Source organism: Alphaproteobacteria bacterium, from assembly GCA_018063245.1.
Classification (GTDB): Bacteria; Pseudomonadota; Alphaproteobacteria; order JAGPBS01; family JAGPBS01; genus JAGPBS01.
On the sequence record JAGPBS010000042.1, the window covers coordinates 1 to 19107 of the forward strand.

The 19107-nt window shown below is 40.1% G+C and carries 16 protein-coding genes; 2 read left to right on the forward strand and 14 right to left on the reverse strand.

The genetic code is table 11. The features are described 5' to 3' along the window. Positions 1-145: 145 nt before the first annotated feature. From KBF71_06710 to KBF71_06760, 11 genes are all read right to left on the reverse strand, one after another. Positions 146-1102 (reverse strand): D-alanine--D-alanine ligase, encoded by a 957-nt coding sequence (locus KBF71_06710; GenBank protein ID MBP9878004.1) that lies wholly within the window; start codon positions 1100-1102, stop codon positions 146-148. Further along, positions 1099-2061 (reverse strand): UDP-N-acetylmuramate dehydrogenase, encoded by a 963-nt coding sequence (gene murB / locus KBF71_06715; protein ID MBP9878005.1) that lies wholly within the window; start codon positions 2059-2061, stop codon positions 1099-1101. The genes KBF71_06710 and murB overlap by 4 nt, the downstream gene beginning before the upstream one ends. 9 nt (positions 2062-2070) lie before the next feature. After that, a complete protein-coding gene (locus KBF71_06720; GenBank protein MBP9878006.1) occupies positions 2071-3522 on the reverse strand; it encodes a UDP-N-acetylmuramate--L-alanine ligase in 1452 nt (483 codons plus the stop codon). 70 nt (positions 3523-3592) lie between these two features. Further along, the gene (murG, locus tag KBF71_06725; protein ID MBP9878007.1) at positions 3593-4693 is read right to left on the reverse strand and encodes an undecaprenyldiphospho-muramoylpentapeptide beta-N-acetylglucosaminyltransferase; all 1101 of its coding nucleotides are present in this window, start codon (positions 4691-4693) and stop codon (positions 3593-3595) included. Positions 4694-4844: 151 nt separating this feature from the next. Further along, the gene (locus KBF71_06730) at positions 4845-6374 is read right to left on the reverse strand and encodes an AAA family ATPase (GenBank protein MBP9878008.1); all 1530 of its coding nucleotides are present in this window, start codon (positions 6372-6374) and stop codon (positions 4845-4847) included. Between the two features lie 185 nt (positions 6375-6559). Further along, positions 6560-7480 (reverse strand): metal ABC transporter permease, encoded by a 921-nt coding sequence (locus tag KBF71_06735; protein MBP9878009.1) that lies wholly within the window; start codon positions 7478-7480, stop codon positions 6560-6562. After that, complete coding sequence (locus tag KBF71_06740) at positions 7467-8369, reverse strand: metal ABC transporter permease (GenBank protein ID MBP9878010.1); 903 nt, start codon at positions 8367-8369, stop codon at positions 7467-7469. The genes KBF71_06735 and KBF71_06740 overlap by 14 nt, the downstream gene beginning before the upstream one ends. Then, positions 8362-9129 carry a metal ABC transporter ATP-binding protein gene (locus tag KBF71_06745; protein MBP9878011.1) on the reverse strand — a complete coding sequence of 256 codons (768 nt, stop codon included), beginning with the start codon at positions 9127-9129 and terminating at the stop codon, positions 8362-8364. Before KBF71_06745 ends, KBF71_06740 begins: the two co-directional genes overlap by 8 nt. A 7-nt stretch (positions 9130-9136) precedes the next feature. Next, the gene (locus KBF71_06750; protein MBP9878012.1) at positions 9137-10189 is read right to left on the reverse strand and encodes a zinc ABC transporter substrate-binding protein; all 1053 of its coding nucleotides are present in this window, start codon (positions 10187-10189) and stop codon (positions 9137-9139) included. Positions 10190-10289: 100 nt separating this feature from the next. Next, positions 10290-12764 (reverse strand): PAS-domain containing protein, encoded by a 2475-nt coding sequence (locus tag KBF71_06755; protein ID MBP9878013.1) that lies wholly within the window; start codon positions 12762-12764, stop codon positions 10290-10292. A gap of 114 nt (positions 12765-12878) precedes the next feature. After that, positions 12879-14963 carry an oligopeptide transporter, OPT family gene (locus KBF71_06760; GenBank protein MBP9878014.1) on the reverse strand — a complete coding sequence of 695 codons (2085 nt, stop codon included), beginning with the start codon at positions 14961-14963 and terminating at the stop codon, positions 12879-12881. A 164-nt stretch (positions 14964-15127) separates the two neighbouring features. Here KBF71_06760 and KBF71_06765 point away from each other — a divergent pair, with 164 nt between their 5' ends. Together KBF71_06765 and KBF71_06770 are read left to right on the forward strand one after the other, a co-directional pair. Beyond that, on the forward strand, positions 15128-16639 hold the full coding sequence (locus KBF71_06765; protein MBP9878015.1) for an MFS transporter: 1512 nt from the start codon (positions 15128-15130) through the stop codon (positions 16637-16639). Between the two features lie 26 nt (positions 16640-16665). Then, complete coding sequence (locus tag KBF71_06770; GenBank protein MBP9878016.1) at positions 16666-17586, forward strand: EamA family transporter; 921 nt, start codon at positions 16666-16668, stop codon at positions 17584-17586. Here KBF71_06770 and recR read toward each other — a convergent pair. The 3 genes from recR to KBF71_06785 form a co-directional block, all read right to left on the reverse strand. After that, complete coding sequence (recR, locus tag KBF71_06775; GenBank protein MBP9878017.1) at positions 17560-18162, reverse strand: recombination protein RecR; 603 nt, start codon at positions 18160-18162, stop codon at positions 17560-17562. The genes KBF71_06770 and recR overlap by 27 nt on opposite strands. Before the next feature lie 5 nt (positions 18163-18167). Beyond that, a complete protein-coding gene (locus KBF71_06780; GenBank protein ID MBP9878018.1) occupies positions 18168-18497 on the reverse strand; it encodes a YbaB/EbfC family nucleoid-associated protein in 330 nt (109 codons plus the stop codon). Positions 18498-18576: 79 nt separating this feature from the next. Beyond that, positions 18577-19023 carry a hypothetical protein gene (locus KBF71_06785; protein MBP9878019.1) on the reverse strand — a complete coding sequence of 149 codons (447 nt, stop codon included), beginning with the start codon at positions 19021-19023 and terminating at the stop codon, positions 18577-18579. Positions 19024-19107 lie beyond the last annotated feature (84 nt).

A 19107-nucleotide genomic window follows, 5' to 3' on the forward strand; every position in this document is an offset into this window, starting at 1 on the left:
TAGATCAGATGGAAAAATACACTCCCGTAAATTTATACTCTAAGTTATAATCGAAAAAGTGTTACCTATGTCCCCGCACATTCGTTACCCATGTCTCCGGTCTGTACACTTTCGCAGGGATGACAAAATGAGGTAGGGCTACTTCTTAACCGGCCTTCTTTAATGATTCTGGTGATTTGGAGTGGGCTGATTCAATCGGATTGTTGATCAGATACTCAACAACGTCGGTGAAGTTCATTCCTTTAAGGGCAGCCTGTTCTGGTAGAAGAGAGATAGGCGTAAAGCCTGGCTGTGTATTGATCTCAAGGAAGTAGATTTTTGTGCCTGTTGGATCTGATTCATCATAGCGATAATCGCATCTTGAAATGCCATTGCATCCAAGAGCTGCATAGATTTTCTCTGAATCAGCCAAGAGACGTTTGGTGATGTCTTCTGGTAATTTCGCAGGTAGGATGTGCTCTGCAAATCCAGCAGTATACTTGGCTTCATAATCAAAATAAGTTTTATTTGGATAGCTGATTTCAGTCACAGTTAAAGCCTTTCCGCCAATCAGTCCAACGGTGAGTTCTCTGCCTGGAATAAACTTTTCAATGAGTGCTTTTTCCCCTAGAAGATCAATGTCCTTTTGTGTGTAGGTTTCAGCTGCATCAAAGATAATTTTAATGCCCATGGTTGAACCGTCAGCAATTGGTTTTGCAACATAAGGCGGCGTCATTGGATGAGCGGATAGAAGACTTTTGCTGTCAATAATCATACCAGGCGCAATAGAAATACCATTGCTTTGCGCCACTTGACGCGTGAGGTTTTTATCAAATGCAATAGCGGACGCTTTTGTATTTGAATGTGTATAAGGAATATCGAGAAGATCAAGGATCGCTTGGATTGTACCATCTTCACCGCCTGTACCATGGAGGGCATTAAAAACAACATCAGGGCGCGGACTCAATGCTTTGATAAGAGCATTCAAATCTTTGCTCACATCAATTTCTTTGACGGTATAACCTTTGGTTTTGAGTGATGCTGAGACAGCTTTACCACTGGTGAGAGACACTTCTCTTTCAAGGGACCATCCACCCATGAGTACTGCGATTGTTTTTGTCATTTTTTATCCTTTCTTGATTGAGAGTCATCTGCAAGAGTGTTTCCAATGATTTTAATTTCCCACATGAGCGGAATGCCGAGTTCTTCTAAAACGCGCTTTTGAATGGTATCGCCTAATGCTTCTATATCAGCGGCACTTGCATTCTGATCATTAACGATGAAGTTGCAGTGCAAATCAGAGAAATGAGCTCCGCCGACACGATAACCACGTCCACCTACTTTATCAATAAGCTGCCAGGCTTTGTGGCCCTCTGGGTTCCTGAAGGTAGATCCGCCAGTGCGTGTGTGGATGGGTTGTGTTAATTCACGCGCTTTGGTTATGTCATCCATCCGGGCCTTGATAATATCTGGAGAGCCTATTTTGGGGGCTCTGAAGCAGGCTTTTGTAATGAAAAGTGTTTGATCTTGGGCGATTGAGTGCCTGTAGGTAAATTCAAGTTGGTCTGGAGTGAGTCGATGGAGGGTGCCACTGCGATCAAATGCTTCTGCATAGAGTAAACAGTCTTTGATTTCAAGCCCATAGGCGCCTGCATTCATACAAATAGCCCCGCCTATGGTGCCTGGAATACCGGATAGAAATTCAAGTCCTTCCATCGATTGCATTAAGGCATATTTTGCGACATTGATATCGAGCGCAGCAGCCCCTGCTGTAATTTCATTTCGGTCAGAGTCGTGTGTGATTTCAGTAAAGCCTCGACCAAGACGAATGACAACACCTGGGATACCACCATCTCGGATCAGAAGGTTTGATGCAACACCAATGATGGTTATCGGAATGTCTTCTGGGCAATTTTTAAGGAAAAAAGCAAGATCGTCTGCATCCTCAGGCTTAAAGAAAACATCTGTTGCACCGCCAACACCAAACCAACTCATTGCAGAAAGCTCTGCATTTTCACGATACTTTCCTCGTGTTTGAGGAAGGCGATCTAAAAAAGACTGTGTTGATTGGTTAAGGTTCATTCTTGTCACTTAACTTGCAAGTTTTTTATTAGAGATATTTTTTGTATTGAGATATTTTTCGTATTGAGCTGGGAAATCATGCGCCCATTTTGTCACATTTCCTGCGCCAAAAAAGAGGATAAAGTCTCCTTCATCACAATGTGCTCCAACCAAAGCGGCTAGATCTGCAGGATTTGTAAAGCCTTGAACATGTTTGTGGCCATGCTGACGGAAGCCATCAATTAGTTTATCTTTTGTGATGCCTTTGATTGGATCTTCACTTGCTGCATAGATGTCAGAGACATAGACAAAGTCTGCTTCGTGACAACAGGTGCAAAACTCATCAAATAGAGCTGAGATGCGCGTATAGCGATGAGGTTCAATAATGGCATGAATTTTCTTTTTGGTTGCTTGTCGTGCTGCTTTTAGAACAGCTGCAATTTCAACGGGGTGATGGCCGTAATCATCAACGATTGTAACGCCACCCACTTTGCCTGTAATCGTGAAGCGACGTTTGACGCCAGAAAATTGAGCAAGAGCTGACTTGATTGTTTTATCGCTGAACTCAAGTTCTGTCGCAATCGCGATTGAAGCAAGTGCATTGAGGACATTGTGTGTTCCAAACATCGGAAGGTGAATGTCTTTGATGATATGATATTTATCTGCCTCGTTGGATGTTTTATCTAAAATATGCACATCAAAAACAAAACCATTTTCATCAGCTCTGATACGATCAGCCCTGACATCAGCTTGTGGGCTGAAGCCATAAGTGGTGATGCGGCGACCACGTATGCGTGAGATCATATTTTGAACCTCAGGGTGATCAACACAGAGAACAGCAAGCCCATAGAAAGGGATGTTATTGACAAAAGTATCAAAAGAGGACTTTAAATTGTCAAAATTACCGTAATGCTCTAAATGTTCTGGATCGATATTTGTGACAACCACGATTTGCGATGGGAGTGTTGTAAATGATCCATCAGACTCATCAGATTCAACCACCATCCAATCGCTTTTGCCAACCCAAGCATTTGTTTTTTGAGAATTGATAATGCCGCCATTGACAACGGTTGGGGCAAATTTTGCTTCATCAAGCATTTGAGCAACAAGAGCCGTTGTTGTTGTTTTACCGTGCGTGCCGCTGATTACAATCGAATTTTTAAGACGCATGAGTTCAGCAAGCATTTCAGCGCGTTTAATAATTGGGATGCGGTGAGCATTTGCAGCTTTGACCTCTGGATTTGTTTCGCGAACAGCTGAAGAAATGACGACAAGTTTTGCGCCTTCGATATTGCTTTCTTTTTGGCCAATAAAAATTTTAACGCCAAGATGAGCGAGGCGCTCTGTGTTGTAATTTGCATTCACATCACTGCCTTGAATTTGATAGCCGAGGTTGAAGAGAATTTCGGCAATGCCGCTCATGCCAATGCCGCCGATGCCTGTAAAATGGATGATGCCGATATCTTCTGGTTTTTTGAACATTTTTCTCTCACTATCTTCTTGTTATGCGATTTGATCCCTTCTTCATTAAAGCCTAAAAAGCTTGAAAAATCTAGAGAATTTTTAAGGCTTCCGCTTTCAGTAAATCTGCGGCGTTAGGATGTGCCCATCTTTGAGCCGCCTCTGCAGCTTTAGGAAGTGTTCCAGGTAGTGCAAAAAGTGCTTCAAGTCTTGTTGCAAGAGACCTGGGTGTGAGTGCATCTTCTGGCATAACCCATGCTGCACCGTATTTTTCAAGAATGCGAGCATTAGCAGCTTGATGGTCTTCAGCAGCTTTTGGGTAAGGAATGAGGATTGAAGGCCTGCCAGCACAGGTTAGTTCAGCAATTGTCGATGCGCCAGCGCGCGATATAACCAAATGGGCAGATGAGAGCAATTGCGGGACATTGCTAAAAAAGTCGCTCATCACATAGTGAATATTTGCCTTATCGAGAATGGTTTTGGCTTCTTTTTGATTTTCGGGACGGACCTGAATGGTTAAAAAGATGCGTTCCTTGTAATGTTGCGGTAGATAACTCATGGCTTCAGGAATAATATCTGAGAATATTTTGGCACCGAGACTGCCACCAAGAATGAGAAGATTGAGTGGTGAATTATTGTCGAGTGGATAGTATTTTTGTCCATGAAGACTTGCAATATCGTTCCGGACAGGCATGCCAGTATGTGCTGTTTTTGTGGCTACTTTGGGTGAGATACCCTCAGTATTTGGGAAGGAGACAGTGAGCTTATCAACAAATTGAGAAAGTTTGAGGTTCGCTTTGCCAAGAAATGAATTTTGTTCATGAATAAGAATCGGAATGCCCAAAACTCGAGCTGCGATGATGACTGGAACGGTTGGGTATCCCCCAAAACCTGCAACCATAGCTGGTTTGATTCTGATCATGTGATAAAGAGACTGTAGAAAACCAATACCAATGAGAATCAATCCTTTGAGTTTTGCAAAGATATTTCCACGTAAAGAGGCTGAAAAGACCCGGATCGCACTTTTAAAGCCCGTTTTTTTCCCCATGACCATGCCGCGTGGATCAGTTAAGAGAACATATTGGTAGCCATCTTCCTTGAGTTTTTCACCCAAAGTATGGGCAGGAAACATGTGCCCGCCTGTGCCGCCTGCGGTGAGGAATATGATTTTGTGTCGATCAATTTGCGTCATTCGAGCTTGCCCCTGTTATCACTTTGTATAGTATATTGATTTTTAGGTAAAAGTTCAACTGGATAAGCGGCCTTCATTGAAAAATAGAAGTGTCAACTCTAATTTTCAATGATAAATCAATCTTTGGTAGAGAACGATGCAGTAATTTAGATTAATCTGTCGGCAGTTTATGAAAGAGAGCTGTTAGATCTATTGAGCTGGAGACATATTCTGTTGAGTAAATTGACTCCTTAAGGCCATTTGCACTAATTATTGATAAGAAAAGATGCTTCTTTGTGCGCGTGACAGTTTTGAAGACTTTTAGCCGTTGCTTTAGTTGATCAGCAGATTTTTTATCAATAGTGTAAGGGGCGGAGGTGTACTTGATTTCACAGATAGTGATGCTGTCGTCATCTCTGTCAAAGAGTAGATCAATTTGGGCGCCGCGACTTTCATCAGTCTTTTCCGTCTGTTCCTGAATCTTCTTGCTAGGAGCATAGCGCCAAGTATAGGGTACCGCCGTTGGGCTGAGATCCAGGCCCTTACTGATTTGAGGGATGTGCTTATAGCAAAGCGATTCAAAAGCATACCCAATCCAACTGTTCCATGCGGGTGTGTTTTGAAGGTTTTTCCAATAACTGGACCTCATTCCTTGTTCTAAAAGCGAATCCTTAATGGGCTCAATCCAGCGGAAATAAAATAGGCTATATTCATCAATGAGCTTGTAGAAAATGCCTTTCTTTTTGTTTAGAAACGGTTTTAAACGAATAATAAAGCCAGCATTTTCAAGATCGGATAACCATTGTGTGATCCGTCCACCGCTCGAAATATGAGGGATGGATTTGATCAACTCTTCTTGTCCAATACCATAGGGGTGTTTGGATATAGTACGAGTGAGCTCAATATGAGTTTGCGATTCTTCAAAAAGCGTTGCATAGAGGTTTGAAAATTCTCTGATTAAGAAGCCATTATTTTTAAAGGCAAGTCGTTCAACATTTTGAGCTGCAGACAAGCCTGGTTCTATTTGAGACAGGTAGAAGGGAATACCCCCTAGGACCATGTACAGATGAACAATTTGATGTTCATTTAATTGTATTTTGCGCGATTTCAAATAGGCTGCTGTTTCATATAGATTAAAGGGCTGCAAGTGAATTGCCTTAGTCACACGATTATAAAGCCCACCCTTGTTATTGACGATATGTTTGAGAATCCACCCTGCAGATGAGCCGCAGATGATCAATTTAATGCGTGGATCGCGCGACCAATGATGGTTCCAATAATATTCTAATGTTTGCAGAAGGTTAGAATTGGGCGTGACAAGCCAGGGGAATTCATCAAAAAAGAGAATGATTTTTTTGTGAGGTGGCACATTTTGAATAGCGAGAGACAAAGTTTGGAGAGAGTCTCGCCAGGTCTCCTTAGTTTCTATGGGTGCGCCAGCGTAGAACGCTTTGCCAAGCTCTTGGGTGAAGTTGGAGATTTGATCCTGCAGGGATCCGTTTTTTGTGCCTGTCACATATAAGAAAATTGGTGCCTCTTTTATGATATGCTTATGGCTTGTAAAAAATTGGCGAACCAAAAAGGTTTTGCCGACTCGCCTTCGTCCATAGATGGCTATAAATTCAGCTTGTTGTGAATTAAAAGTCTTTTTGAGGGCTTCCTGTTCATGAATTCTACCTATGATTTCTTGTATTTTTGACATTTTCTTAAGCCTTTTTATATTATCCCGCCTGAGTCAAGGATATTCTAAAAGGCGGGATAATACAAGAAGTTTGTTCTATGGCGCCTGTGTGAGGTGGTTTCAATGAGGCGGGATAATACAATTTTTATGTCTATCTCGCCTTTTTATAAATTGTCTCCAAGAGTCGAGGTAGACAAGTAAATCTTCTACAAGGAGCGGAAATTTGACATTCTGGAATATAAAAATGCACAGACAAACAGAACTCCGCTCATGGTTGCAATCATGCCAGAAGCACTCAAAGCATGGGGCATTTTGAGGAGGATGGGGAGGAGAGATGCTGTTGCATATCCCAAAAGAGCAGCAAGAATACTAAAACAAATGCATAAAAACATTTGTGATCCGAATGAGCGGCTGAGGAGTTTGGCACTCGCTGCAGGGCAAATGATAAGGGCGACAACGACCATTGATCCCACAGCTTCAAAAGAAGCGATAATGGCAAGAGATAGAATAAAAATAAGGCCAAAGTGATAGAATTTTGGATTCAAGCCTATTGTATGACACCAACCGGAATCAAAGGTTGTGAGTTTGAGCTCTTTCCAGAAGAAGCTTACAAACAAAATAATTAAGGTGAAAACGCCGAGGAGCGTCATGATTTCTCTTGGAAAATTAGCCCATATGCTTGGGTCACCCAAATCAGCCCAATCCTTTGGACCTAGCCAGAAAATATATTCAATCTGGCCAAAAAGGACGCAGTCCAAATCAAGGTCAACTTTTTTGGCAGCGCTTTGAGCGATGAGTAAAACGCCTAAGGCAAAAAAGCTTGTATAAACAATGCCCATGATAGTGCCACTCTCGAGAATGGTTTTTTGGCGGAGCCTTTCAATCAAAAAAGCCGCTGTGAGAGCGCTGATGAGAGCACCTAAAAAGAGGGGGGCGACTTCTCTTGTACCAGAGAGAACAAAACCCATCACAATGCCAGGTAAAACAGAGTGGGCAAGGCTGTCACTGAGGAGGCTTTGTTTTCTGAGAACCAGGAAGTTACCCCCAATGCCGCAGGAGAGACAGACAAGCAAAGAAGCAATCATAGCCGGAAGATCAATCTGCAAGAATGAATCAAGTGAGATCATGAGATACCTCCTCACTTTGCAGGTTAATAATTTTAGGCTTTAGTAAATAGCTGATAAAAAAGAAACAGGAGAGAATTAAAACAATTGTTGCGCCTGTTGGTAAGTTGTTAAAGGTGGCAGAGAGAAGTGTTCCAATAATGCAGGCAAAACCACCCAAAAAACTTGCAAGATAGACAATTGGTTTTAAAGTGTGAAACCAGAGTCTTGCTGTTGCGCCTGGAATAATCAAGAGGGAGACAATGAGAAGCATGCCAACAGACTGGAGACCTGTCATCATTGTGATGGTGATGAGAAAGATGAGAAAGAGGTCTAGTTTTTCAAAGGAATAACCGATGCTTTTTGTAAAGAGACGATCAAAGCAAATCATCTGGAAAGATCTAAAGAAGACAGCGGATAAGCCAAGACAGAGAAAAGCAATTATCATGATTGAGATTGCTTCAATCTGTCTCATTGAGGCAGCTTGGCCAAAAATAAAATGTGTAAGGCCGCCTTGTTCGCTATTTGGCATGTGTTGAATAAGGCTTAAAAGCACCAAACCAACGCCAAAAAAGGAACTTAAAATGACACCGATAATGGTATTGCTGTCGAGCTTTGTTGATTTTTCAAGATATTGAATGAGGCCCATTGCAACAAGGCAAGAAATAAGAGCACCTCCCAGTAAGAGGGGTAATTTATAATGCAGAAACCAACTTGACGGTAAAAGCAAAAAGGCAAGAGCAAGTCCAGGCAATGTTGAATGGGAGAGAGCATCGCTTACAAGTGCTTTCTTGCGTAAGATCAAAAAACTGCCTAAGACGCCTGAACTCATGCCAAGACACAAAGTGCTTATCATCACAATGAGTGTATTATAAGATGTTTTTTCAAAAACAAGGTGAATGAGATCAGCCATGGAGCGTTGCTTTTTTTGAGACAGGTTGAGTGTCGGTATTCTTTGGGAAATGATGCTCATAGGCTTCAGTTAAATGAAGTGGTGTAAGCGCTTCATTTATAGGACCATATGCGATCATTTTTTTATTCAAGAGAATGACTTCATCAAAATAAGTTGGGGCTGATTGCAGATCGTGATGAACGCAGAAAATTGATTTTCCTTGATCACGTAATTTACGCAACAGGGCCATAATGAGCTCTTCACTTTTGGCATCGATACCGGCTAAGGGTTCATCTAAAAACATAATTTGAGCCTCTTGCGCTAAAGCACGGGCGATGATCATTCTTTGCTTTTGACCACCAGAAAGTTCATTGATTTGACGGTTTTTATAAGCGTACAAAGAGACTTGTTTTAAAGCTTCGTTGACCATGTGGTGATCTTGCTTAGTGAAGCTTTTAAAAAGCCCTCTGTGTTGATAGCGCCCCATTAAAACAACTTCTTCGACAGTAATCGGGAAGTACCAATCAAATTCTGTTTGTTGAGGGATGTAGCTCATTTGCGATAAAATAGTTTCAGGCTTTTGATTCAGGAGATGGATTGTTCCTTTCTCATGAGGAATAAGTCCAAAGATCGTTTTGATGAGGGTTGATTTTCCTGCCCCGTTCGGACCGATAATAGCAGTTAATTTTCCTGTTGGACAAGTGAGAGAGATATCATCAAGAACCAAGTTGTGGTTGTATTTAACAGAGAGATTTTTAAGTGAGAGAGCTGGTATAGTCATCATTCAATCATTTCTGTTGTAAGGATTTTGAAGTCGATTTCGCAAGACGTGTTTTAGAAAAGCCAGCGGATGGAACGTACCCCCCTAAAGCTGTAACAATTGTTGACATATTGTGTTCCATCATTCCAATATAAGTGCCAACTGGACTATCGGATGGACCCATTGCATCAGAATAGAGGGAGCCTCCAATTTTTAAAGGATGTCCTGTTGATTGCACACCTTCAATTAATGCTTTGATGCTACGGTCAGAGATGCTTGTTTCAATAAAAATTGCTTTGATTTTTTTATCAATGATCAGAGAGACGAGCTGGTTGATATGGTTCAAGCCTGTTTCAGAATCAGTGCTGATACCTTGTAGTCCAATGACTTCAATGCCGTAGCTGTGTCCTAAATAATTAAAGGCGTCATGAGCCGTAATCAGAATACGATTGTCTTTAGGAATTGTTTTTACAATTTGAGTTAAATAATGGTGGAGTTCATTTAAGGTTTGCGCATAAGTTTTGGCATTCTTTGTGTAAATTGAACATCCTTTAGGATCATAGGTGCAGAGCTTGTCAGCGAGTTTAAGAGTGGCTTCACGCCAGAGTAATACATTGTTCCAGATGTGGGGATCATATTGATTGAAGCTCTGATTATCTGGGTGCAAGAGATAAGATGGGCTGATCAAATCACCAATGGCATATATGGGCTTTTCATTTTGGCTAATGAGTCGATCAAAGACAACTTCCATCTTGCCTTCTAAAAAAAGTCCATTGTAAACAATCATATCTGCATTGAGTAAAAGGGCGATGTCTGTACGAGTTAACCGATAGAGATGTGGGTCAATTTGAGGACCCAAAATTGATGTAACAGTTGCCCGATTGCCGACAATATTTTTCAGTAAATCGCCGATTTGTGTTGTGGTTGCAACAATATGGTAGGGTTTATCTTGAGAGCCTTGAAACTTGTTATCTGGATGATCTGCCTTGGAGATACTCGAGGTCAACATAACACATGACATGAAACCTAGAAAAAGGATTCCTTGATAGAGGCGATAGATAAAATGAGCGATCTTGGACATGTTATATTTTTAGATTTAGAAGTTGATATTGAGAATCATTATCAACTGGACAGATGATTCTGTCAATGAGAATAATTCTCATTTACAAAAACATTTCTTTTTAAGAGGCGAGTTGTTTGATGGTTTCAGTTTGTTGTGAAAATTCAATTTTGATATGTAATGTTTGATTTGTATAGGACATTAAAATTTTGCCTTGGTGCAGTTCAATGAGGTCATTTGCGAGGGTGAAATTCACATTATCAGTCAAATATTCAAGGAGTTCATTTTCATCATCAGGAACTGGAGCGGCCTCTAATTCTTTAGTGAGGGTTTTTAAATCTAATGGGCACGAGAGAGCAAAAATTAAATTTTGATCATTCGCTTTTTTGACATCGAGTGTAACAGGTGCATTTTTCTTTTTGATGTCCGAGAGATGTAAAAAGAGACTGAATAAGATCTGGCGGATGCGTTCTGCATCAAGTGCAAAAGTCGTTACACCTTTTGCAATTGCGATTTTTAAATTGATTTTTGATTGCGATGAATCAAGATGGAGTCTAACCTCATTTAAAAGGGTTGGGACAGAAATTTCAGTGAGCGTTAAATTTAATTTGTTGGCTTCAATAGATGTTAGGTTCAAGATGTTTTGGATAGAGTGTAGAATTTTTTGACTTTCTTCTCTGATGAGTTGGAGATATTCCCGTTGTTTTTCATTCAAGGCTCCAAGATATTGAGCTTCTAGAATTTCAGAAAAGCCCATGATTGAATTGAGCGGCATTTTTAAATTCAAGGATGCTGCTGCAATAAATTCTGATTTAAATTGATCTGTTTCCTTGAGGGCCGCATTTTTTTCTTTTAAGTTTTGTGCTGCCATGACGCTATCTGTTATATCTAAGAATGTATTCAAGTTAGCGCCATCTGGTAAGGGAACAACAGAAAAACGTATGATGCGTGAGCCGTCAAGTTTGAGTGTTCCTGTGTGCTGATGTCTTTCAAGAGCAAGAGAAATCAAAGTTTGAGACAACTTCTCTTTTGATTTTACTTTTTTGCCAAAAATATGTGAGGCAATGATTTGTGAGATTTTTTGCACATGTGTATTTTCAATAAAATCAGTTTCTTCAAGCTTGAAAATGTCACAATAAGCAGGATTACAGAGTTTGAGTAAGCCATCTGATCCAAAAACGGCAATACCTTCAGCCATATTATTGAGTGTTTCGCGCTGGACAGCTTGTAGAATTTGATATCTACCTTCCATAGATAGATTGGTTGTGACATCGCTTTGGATAAAGATAAGGCCTCCGTAAGGGTGAGGAACAATTGTACTATGGAAAACACGGCCATCAGGGAGATAAAACATATCTTCATGCGGTTCAATCAGAGATGTAAAGAGGCGAATCCGATGTTCTCTGAATTCTTGGAAACTTGTGTGATCTGGTAATCTTTTACGGATGCGGATATCTTCAATCACTTGTAAATAAGGTGGCCTTTGTTCGAGCCATTCACTGTTGAGTTGCCAAAGCTGCGCATAGGCTTGATTGCAGAAATCAAGTTTTGTATCTGGTCCGTAAATTCCAATTGCAATATTAAGCGTTTCAAAGAGTTTTTGTTGACCCGCAACATGACGATTGAGGAGTGTTTTATAAGATTCTCTTTCTGTGACATCTGTCACAAAACCAAGGTAGAAATTTCCATCCTGGATCTGGTCATCAAATAAGACGGCATTTTCATCTTTTAAAGGGATGCCTTTGAATTGATATTTCTTATATTGACCATTGACATTGACATTGATAATTTTGTTTTGATTTTGCTCATCTGCAAGAGGGCCGATGAGATGGACATACTCCCCGATGTTTTTTTCAATCTCAGCTAAAAGATCTGCATCATATAGGTCATTTTTTGTTGATCCTTGATCATAAAGCTCTTTGTAAGCTTTATTAGACCAGCGTACTTGCCCTAAAGTATTTTCGAGCCAAATCGGTATAGAGAATTCTTCAAGCAAAGTTTGCCATAATTTAAGCTCGAGCTTCACATCTTGAATGATTTTTCTGAGTTGGTCTTGTTCAATGACGGTATCCGTATTTTCATGAATGATGATAATCGGGTAAGTGCGGTTTGGCCCTGCAAAAGTGCCTTTGATTTTGTAATAAGGTTGATGAGAATGAGATGGAACCCCAATGCCATTGAGCAAAAATGGTTTGTTTGAGTTGAGTAATTTTTTTTCATACGTGATGTAGTCTTGGTATGATTCGGGCGTAAGATTCTTCTTGAGCCATTCAACGTGTTTGCCGTCTGTGATAAGAAAATAATGAAGGCAGCTGGTGTTGATGATTTTTTCTAGATTCGTTTGAGTATGATGTGCATCAATAATTTCTTTGTTTTTTGCTTTAATTTTTTGAGTTAGGTGATAAATACAATAGAGCATGCCTGAGAGTAGACATAAAAAGAAGGTGTTTTGATAAAGCAGAAGCGATGAAAATAAATCTTGGATATGGTCAAAAGTAATGATTGTGAAATAATAATTAAGATATATAGCGAGAAGAAAAATGAAACTCGTAATGAGAACAAAAATTGGGAAATTTTTGATTGGAATTTCTTTCAAACTAGATCTGCCTTTTTATTTTTTTTGAAGTGCAAGCTCCTTATGTTATGCCTGTAATTCCAAAAAAAATCTAGCCCCAATTTGAGGCTAGATTAAAAAAGATAGATATTCGCCTTATTTTCCTTTAGAGGTGATGTGTCTGTAAGACCAAAATCCGATCGCAAAAATCAGCAAGGCTGCTAAAATATTTGCTGTTGGTGTAAAGGATGCAGGCATTAGTGCTAAAGGCGTTTGGCTACCTGTTGAGACAATCAAAATTGCCATCAGAATACCAATGAGTGATTCTCCAACAATAAAACCTGATGCGATGAGCATTCCTTTTTTCTCAGACACTTTAACGTAAGTTTCTTTGTCGTTTGCAGATGCTATCTTTTTTGCATTGCTTGCGATTCTGCGATTGACAATCCATGAGAAAAGACTTCCAAGGAATAAAGGCATGCCAATTGTGAATGGAAGGTAGATTCCCATGCCAACGCCCAAAACAGGGATAGAGTATTTAGGGTTTTTTGAGGTTAGGAACATATCTAAAATGATAAAGAAAACAGCAACGCCCATTCCGATTTGAATCATTGGCCAGTTTAGATTGTCATTAAAGATAGCTTGAATCAAAACAGCTGCTAAGTTTGCTTGAGGTGCTGCCAAGGCAACAGAAGGATCCATGTCAGCACGTGGAATGGCTCCTACAAATCCGTAAGCTTCATGGAGTAAGTTTAAGATTGGCGGAATCACGATAGCGCCAATAATAACACCAATCACCAAGGCAAGCTGCTGTTTGTAAGGTGTTGCTTGAACCAATTGTCCCGTTTTTAAATCTTGTAAGTTATCATTTGCAATACAAGCAATGCTTAGAACAACGGACGATACAAAAAGGATGAGTCCCATAAGACCTTTCATATTGTTCGATCCTGGAATCATCAAGTTTTCTTTGCCTACAAACCAGTAAAGTAGGAAGCTTAAACAGAGAATACAAGTGATGGATAGGCCTGAGATTGGTGAGTTTGAAGACCCTGCAAGTCCTGCCATATAACCTGCGGCTGCTGAGAGTAAGAATCCAAAAATGAATGTGAACACAGTACAGATCAAAAGGATTTGAATGATCATGATACCGCTTAAAGCCAGCGGTTCTTCAAGAAGAGTTGACTTAAACATATGGAATAGAGGAATCATAAGAATAAGAGACACAAGAATCACATAGTGAATTGGTAGGTCAAAATCTGTTCTTTTGATCGCACTATAAGAACTCTTTTTAACAGTTTGCATTTGAACAAATGAAGATTTAAGACCTTTAGCGATTGGTTTCATCAAAATAACCAATGTCCAAAGTGCGGCAACAGCCATTGCACCCACGCCGATGAATCGGATATCTTTCGCCCAGAAGCCATAAGCTGCTTTCATGAGTTCTTCACCAGAGAGAGATGGGTCAACCACAAACATAGCGGGTAAAGCAATCAGCCAAGCAATCGCTGTACCAATTAAGAATGAGATACCTGCATTCATACCAGCCAAATAACCAGCAGCGATAATCGCAATTGTAACACCTGTACCCATACCAAAGATACGGCCATTAAGATTGAACCAAACAGAGACTTCTTCGCCAATGAATTTAAAGCCATCTTGAAGAATTTTAAAGACAGCGCCAACGCCTGTTCCAATAACGAGTTCAGTAATCCCTTTAGAGCCATGTTCGATATCGGTTGGATCAGTATCGTGAGCTAATTTCTCTTCATCAAGCTGACGGCTACCAACTTTCAAAATTTCAGCTGCAGCAACGCCTTCAGGGAATCGTAAGTCACTTTCGACGATCATAGCTCTACGGAGCGGAATACTGAACATGACACCAAGGGTTCCACCAGTGACGCAAATGCCAAGTGTATACCAATAGTCAAAACCTGCCCAGTAGCCTGTAATCAGAAGCGCAGGCAGTACAAAGATAACAGCTGTGAGAGTTCCGGCAGAGGAAACAATGGTTTGAACAATGTTGTTTTCAAGGATGTTGTTATCTTTAAAAGATCTGAAGATTGCCATTGAAATCACAGCTGCGGGAATTGAGCTGGCAATTGAAAGACCGACTTTTAGAGAAAGGTATAAGTTTGAAGCTGTAAAGGTTGCTGTGGCAATAAGGCCTAATAGGACAGCTCTTAGCGTAAATTCGCGCGCATTCTTATAAATATCAATATCTGAATTTGATTGGTTACTCATGATCTCTCATCCGTTTGTAATGTTTGGTATAATGAACGTAACTAATAGATTTACAAAATTATTTTTTAGAAATCTACTTAAAAATGAAATGAGCCTTGATTTTTATTTTCAAAGATGCATAAATGAAAATATCAATTGAATTGCCTACACTCTAAGGAAGTAAAATGTCTCAAGCTATTTCGCAGAAGTTTAATCACCATCCCCGGGGTCTTTATTATTTGTTTTTCGCAGAATTGTGGGAAAGATTTAGCTACTATGGAATGAGAGCCTTATTGGTTCTCTATATGGTCAATGAATTAAAGTTTAAAGATGCAAGAGCCTACAGCATCATGGCGGCCTATGCAGCTTTAGCCTATACAACGCCCATTATTGGTGGTTTCATCGCTGACCATTTCTTAGGAAATCGCAGAGCCATCATCGCAGGGGGTATTTTTATTGCGATTGGTCATGCTTGTCTTGCGATTGATGGCATGTTGTTTTTTTATTTTGGTCTTGCTTTTATTATTGCGGGAACAGGACTTTTTAAAGCCAATGTATCAACGCTTGTTGGTCAATTGTATCAAGAGGGGGATCCGCGTCGTGATGCTGGTTTTACAATCTTTTACATGGGCATTAATCTTGGTGGTTTGCTAGCGCCGCTTGCTTGTGGTTATGTTGGTCAGAAATACGGCTGGCATGCGGGATTTGGGCTAGCGTCATTTGGAATGTTGTTAGGGATTGTTACTTTTTTCAAAGGAATACCTTCTTTAGGGTCTGCAGGTGCAGCGCCTAATGTTCAATCTTTAAGAAAAAGTACCTTGGTTGGCTTTTCAAAAGAACAACTTATCTATATTGCTGCTATCTTTTCTGTGCCCATCTTTGCTTATCTTGTGAATCAGGATCATATTTTTGATGTGATTTTAAAGGTAATCGGGATCGCTGTTTTTGCTTATGTGATTTTTTTATCGCTGACGGAATTTAAAGACCATAAGGCAGCGCTTTATGTGATTTTGACAATGATGTTTTTTCATACGGCCTTTTTTGCCATATTTGAGCAGGCTTTTAGTTCATTGACTTTGTTTACAGATCGTGTTGTGGATCGGGCTGTTTTTGGTGTTACGCTTGAAACAGCGCAATTCCAGTTCTTTAATTCAGCTTTTATCATTTTACTTGGGCCGGTATTTGCCTGGTTATGGATTTTTTTGGGAAAAAGACACCAAGAGCCTTATACGCCAATTAAATTTTGCTTTGGCCTTATCTTGCTTGGTTTGGGTTTTGGCGCCTTTATTATGGGCGTCCGAGAAACTGAGCCAGGGCAATTGATCTCGGGCTATTGGCTTGTTTTAGGATATTTGCTTCATTCAATGGGTGAGCTTTGTATCTCTCCTGTTGGTCTATCGATGGTGACGAAATTGGCTCCGAGATCGATTGGTAGTTTGATGATGGGGATTTGGTTTCTCTCCATTGCTTTCGGAGAAAATTTAGCAGGCGTCTTTGCAAAATTAGCTGTGGTGGAAACAGGTGAGGGTGAGGCAATAGATGTTGTTGGTGCTGCGCTGGTTTATGGTCATGCTTTTGAAATTGTAATGTATATTGCTTTTGCCGCAGCCTTGTTTGTTTTGTGCCTATCTCCACTAATGAAGCCAGTGTTTGTAAAAGTTGATAAGATGCAAAGGGATTTTGCTGATCAAAAATGATAAAAGAATAAACGAAAAGGTGTTTTGTGTCGAATCATATTAAATTGCTTTTATTAGCGACGCTTATTGCGGGTTCGTCATGGATCATGGTTCCGACTCAAATTTCTTCTATGCCATATTCTCTTTCGATTGGATATAGATTTATAATCGCAGGTTCTCTTATTTTGCTTTATTGTATGAAGACAAAGGTCTTTAGCAAGATTTCTTTGAGTGGACATTTGTTGTTGATGTTTCAAGGGCTATGCATGTATTGTTTAGCGCATTCATTAAGTTACAACGCAACAGCTTATATGCCAACCGGTGTCATTGCTTTATTTTTAGCTTTTACAATTGTTCCGAATACAATTCTTGGGACAATTATCTCTGGTGATAAATTAACTTTACAGTTTCTAAAGGGCTCTTTTGTGAGTTTAATTGGAATTGTACTTGTTTTTTATAATGATCTAAATAAGGTCAGTCCTGATATCTTATCGATGATTGGCTTCTCACTGGTTGTGGGAGCGATGTTTGTTTCTTCTGTTGGAACTGTATTATCGAAAGTAATGATGAGAAGAGAAAATTATCCAATTATGCTTATCAATGGTTTTGCAATGCTATATGGCGGTGTTTTTAGCATTTTAAAACACTTTATGATGGGTGGTTCTTTGGTGTTTGACTTTTCGTACTCTTATGTTCTGCCGCTTATATATCTGTCCGTTATTGTAACGCCACTTGTGTTTGGCATTTACTTAAAGCTTGCAAAAGAAGTGAGTGCAGGGTTTGCTGGATATATTTGGTTGTTTACGCCCGTTTTAGCGCTAAACTTGTCAATTTTCTTTGAGGATTTTGAGTGGACGATCTACTCACTGACAGGAACTATATTGGTTGTTATGGGTGGATTGCTCAGCTCAAAAAAAGAGCGCAAGAAATTGTTGAAACAATCATCCCATCATCCGGCGGGATTGTAGAGCGAGCGAGAGCGTTCCATCATCTAAGTAATCAAGTTCTCCACCAACAGGGACGCCATGAGAGAGTTTTGTGACTTTGAGTTGATATGATTCAAGGAGATGAGCAATATAATGAGACGTTGTCTGTCCATTCATCGTTGCGCTGAGGGCAATAATCACTTCTTGAATTTGCCCATTTGATTGCTGTAAGCGTTGTTCGAGGATGTTAAGTCTTAGGTTTTCTGGTCTGATACCATCGAGCGGAGATAAAACACCACCAAGAACATGATAAAGGCCTTTGTATGAGCCTGTGCGCTCAAGTGCCCAGAGGTCTCCGACTGTTTCAATAATACATAAGGTTGACTGATCACGCTTATCATCTTGGCAGAGACTGCAAGGAGTTTGCGTATCTTGATTGCCACAAAGAGGGCAGGCGACAATTTTTTCAGCAACTTCTTGAAAAGAGGCCAGTAGAGGGAGCATGAGCTTTTCTTTGTCTTGTAAAAGATAAAGAGCAGCTCTGCGGGCAGAACGAGGACCAAGACCTGGCATTCTGCCGAGCAATTTGATAAATTTTTCGAGCTCTTGACTGGCCATTAGATTTATTCAGGTAATGAAAGCCCGTCAGGGAGTTGCATGCCTGACATGATTTGTTTTGTTTTTTCTTGAACCAATTGGTCAACTTTGTTTTTTGCATTGTTTGTTGCTGCAACGATAAGATCTTCGAGTGTTTCTTTGTCATCAGCTGAAATGATAGATGCATCGATCTCAATTTTTGTCATCTCGCCCTTGCCATTGAGGGTTGCTTTAACCATGCCACCGCCAGATTCAGCAGTGATGGTTGAATTTTTGAGATCATCTTGCAGAGTTGCCATTTTCTTTTGCATCTCTTGAGCTTGTTTCATTAAATTTGCGATATTTTTCATGTTCATCCCTCGTTGATATCTATTAGCATTATTGATGTTGGAAACACATTTTACCTTGAAAGTTTCAAAAAGCCTACTGCTATTTTTAAGAGGCTTGTTTTGTATGAATCCCATTAATTGTGGCCCCAGATAATTGCGTTAGAAGAATCTGTGCAATGGGGTGATTGGCAGCTTGCAGGTGCTGGTCTTTTTTACGATTGACGTCTGTTTCGCTGAGGCTTGGTTTTCCAGATTTTTTGGATTGGATCAAAGTCCAGTTCATATCTGTCCATTTTTTCAAACAAGAGCTAATCTTTTGCAAAGTAGAGCTTGAGATCTCTGTTTTTGCATGAAATTCAAAATACCCAGATTTAACTTCGACAGGCTGAATTTGTGTGTAAAGAAGGCCATAAAGTGTCATCTCCCCATTTTCTGAAAAGAGGTGGACCAGTTTGTTAAAGTCATAATCAGTTTCAGCGATTTTTTTTGGCGCACTTGGTTCTGGCGGAGGCGTATCAGATTCTATTTTTTGGGCGTTATTTTGGATTGCAATTTGGAATTATATAGCACAAATAATTCTTTTGATTGTTGCAGCAATAGTATCAACTATATTAACTAATATCGCAATGGCTTATAT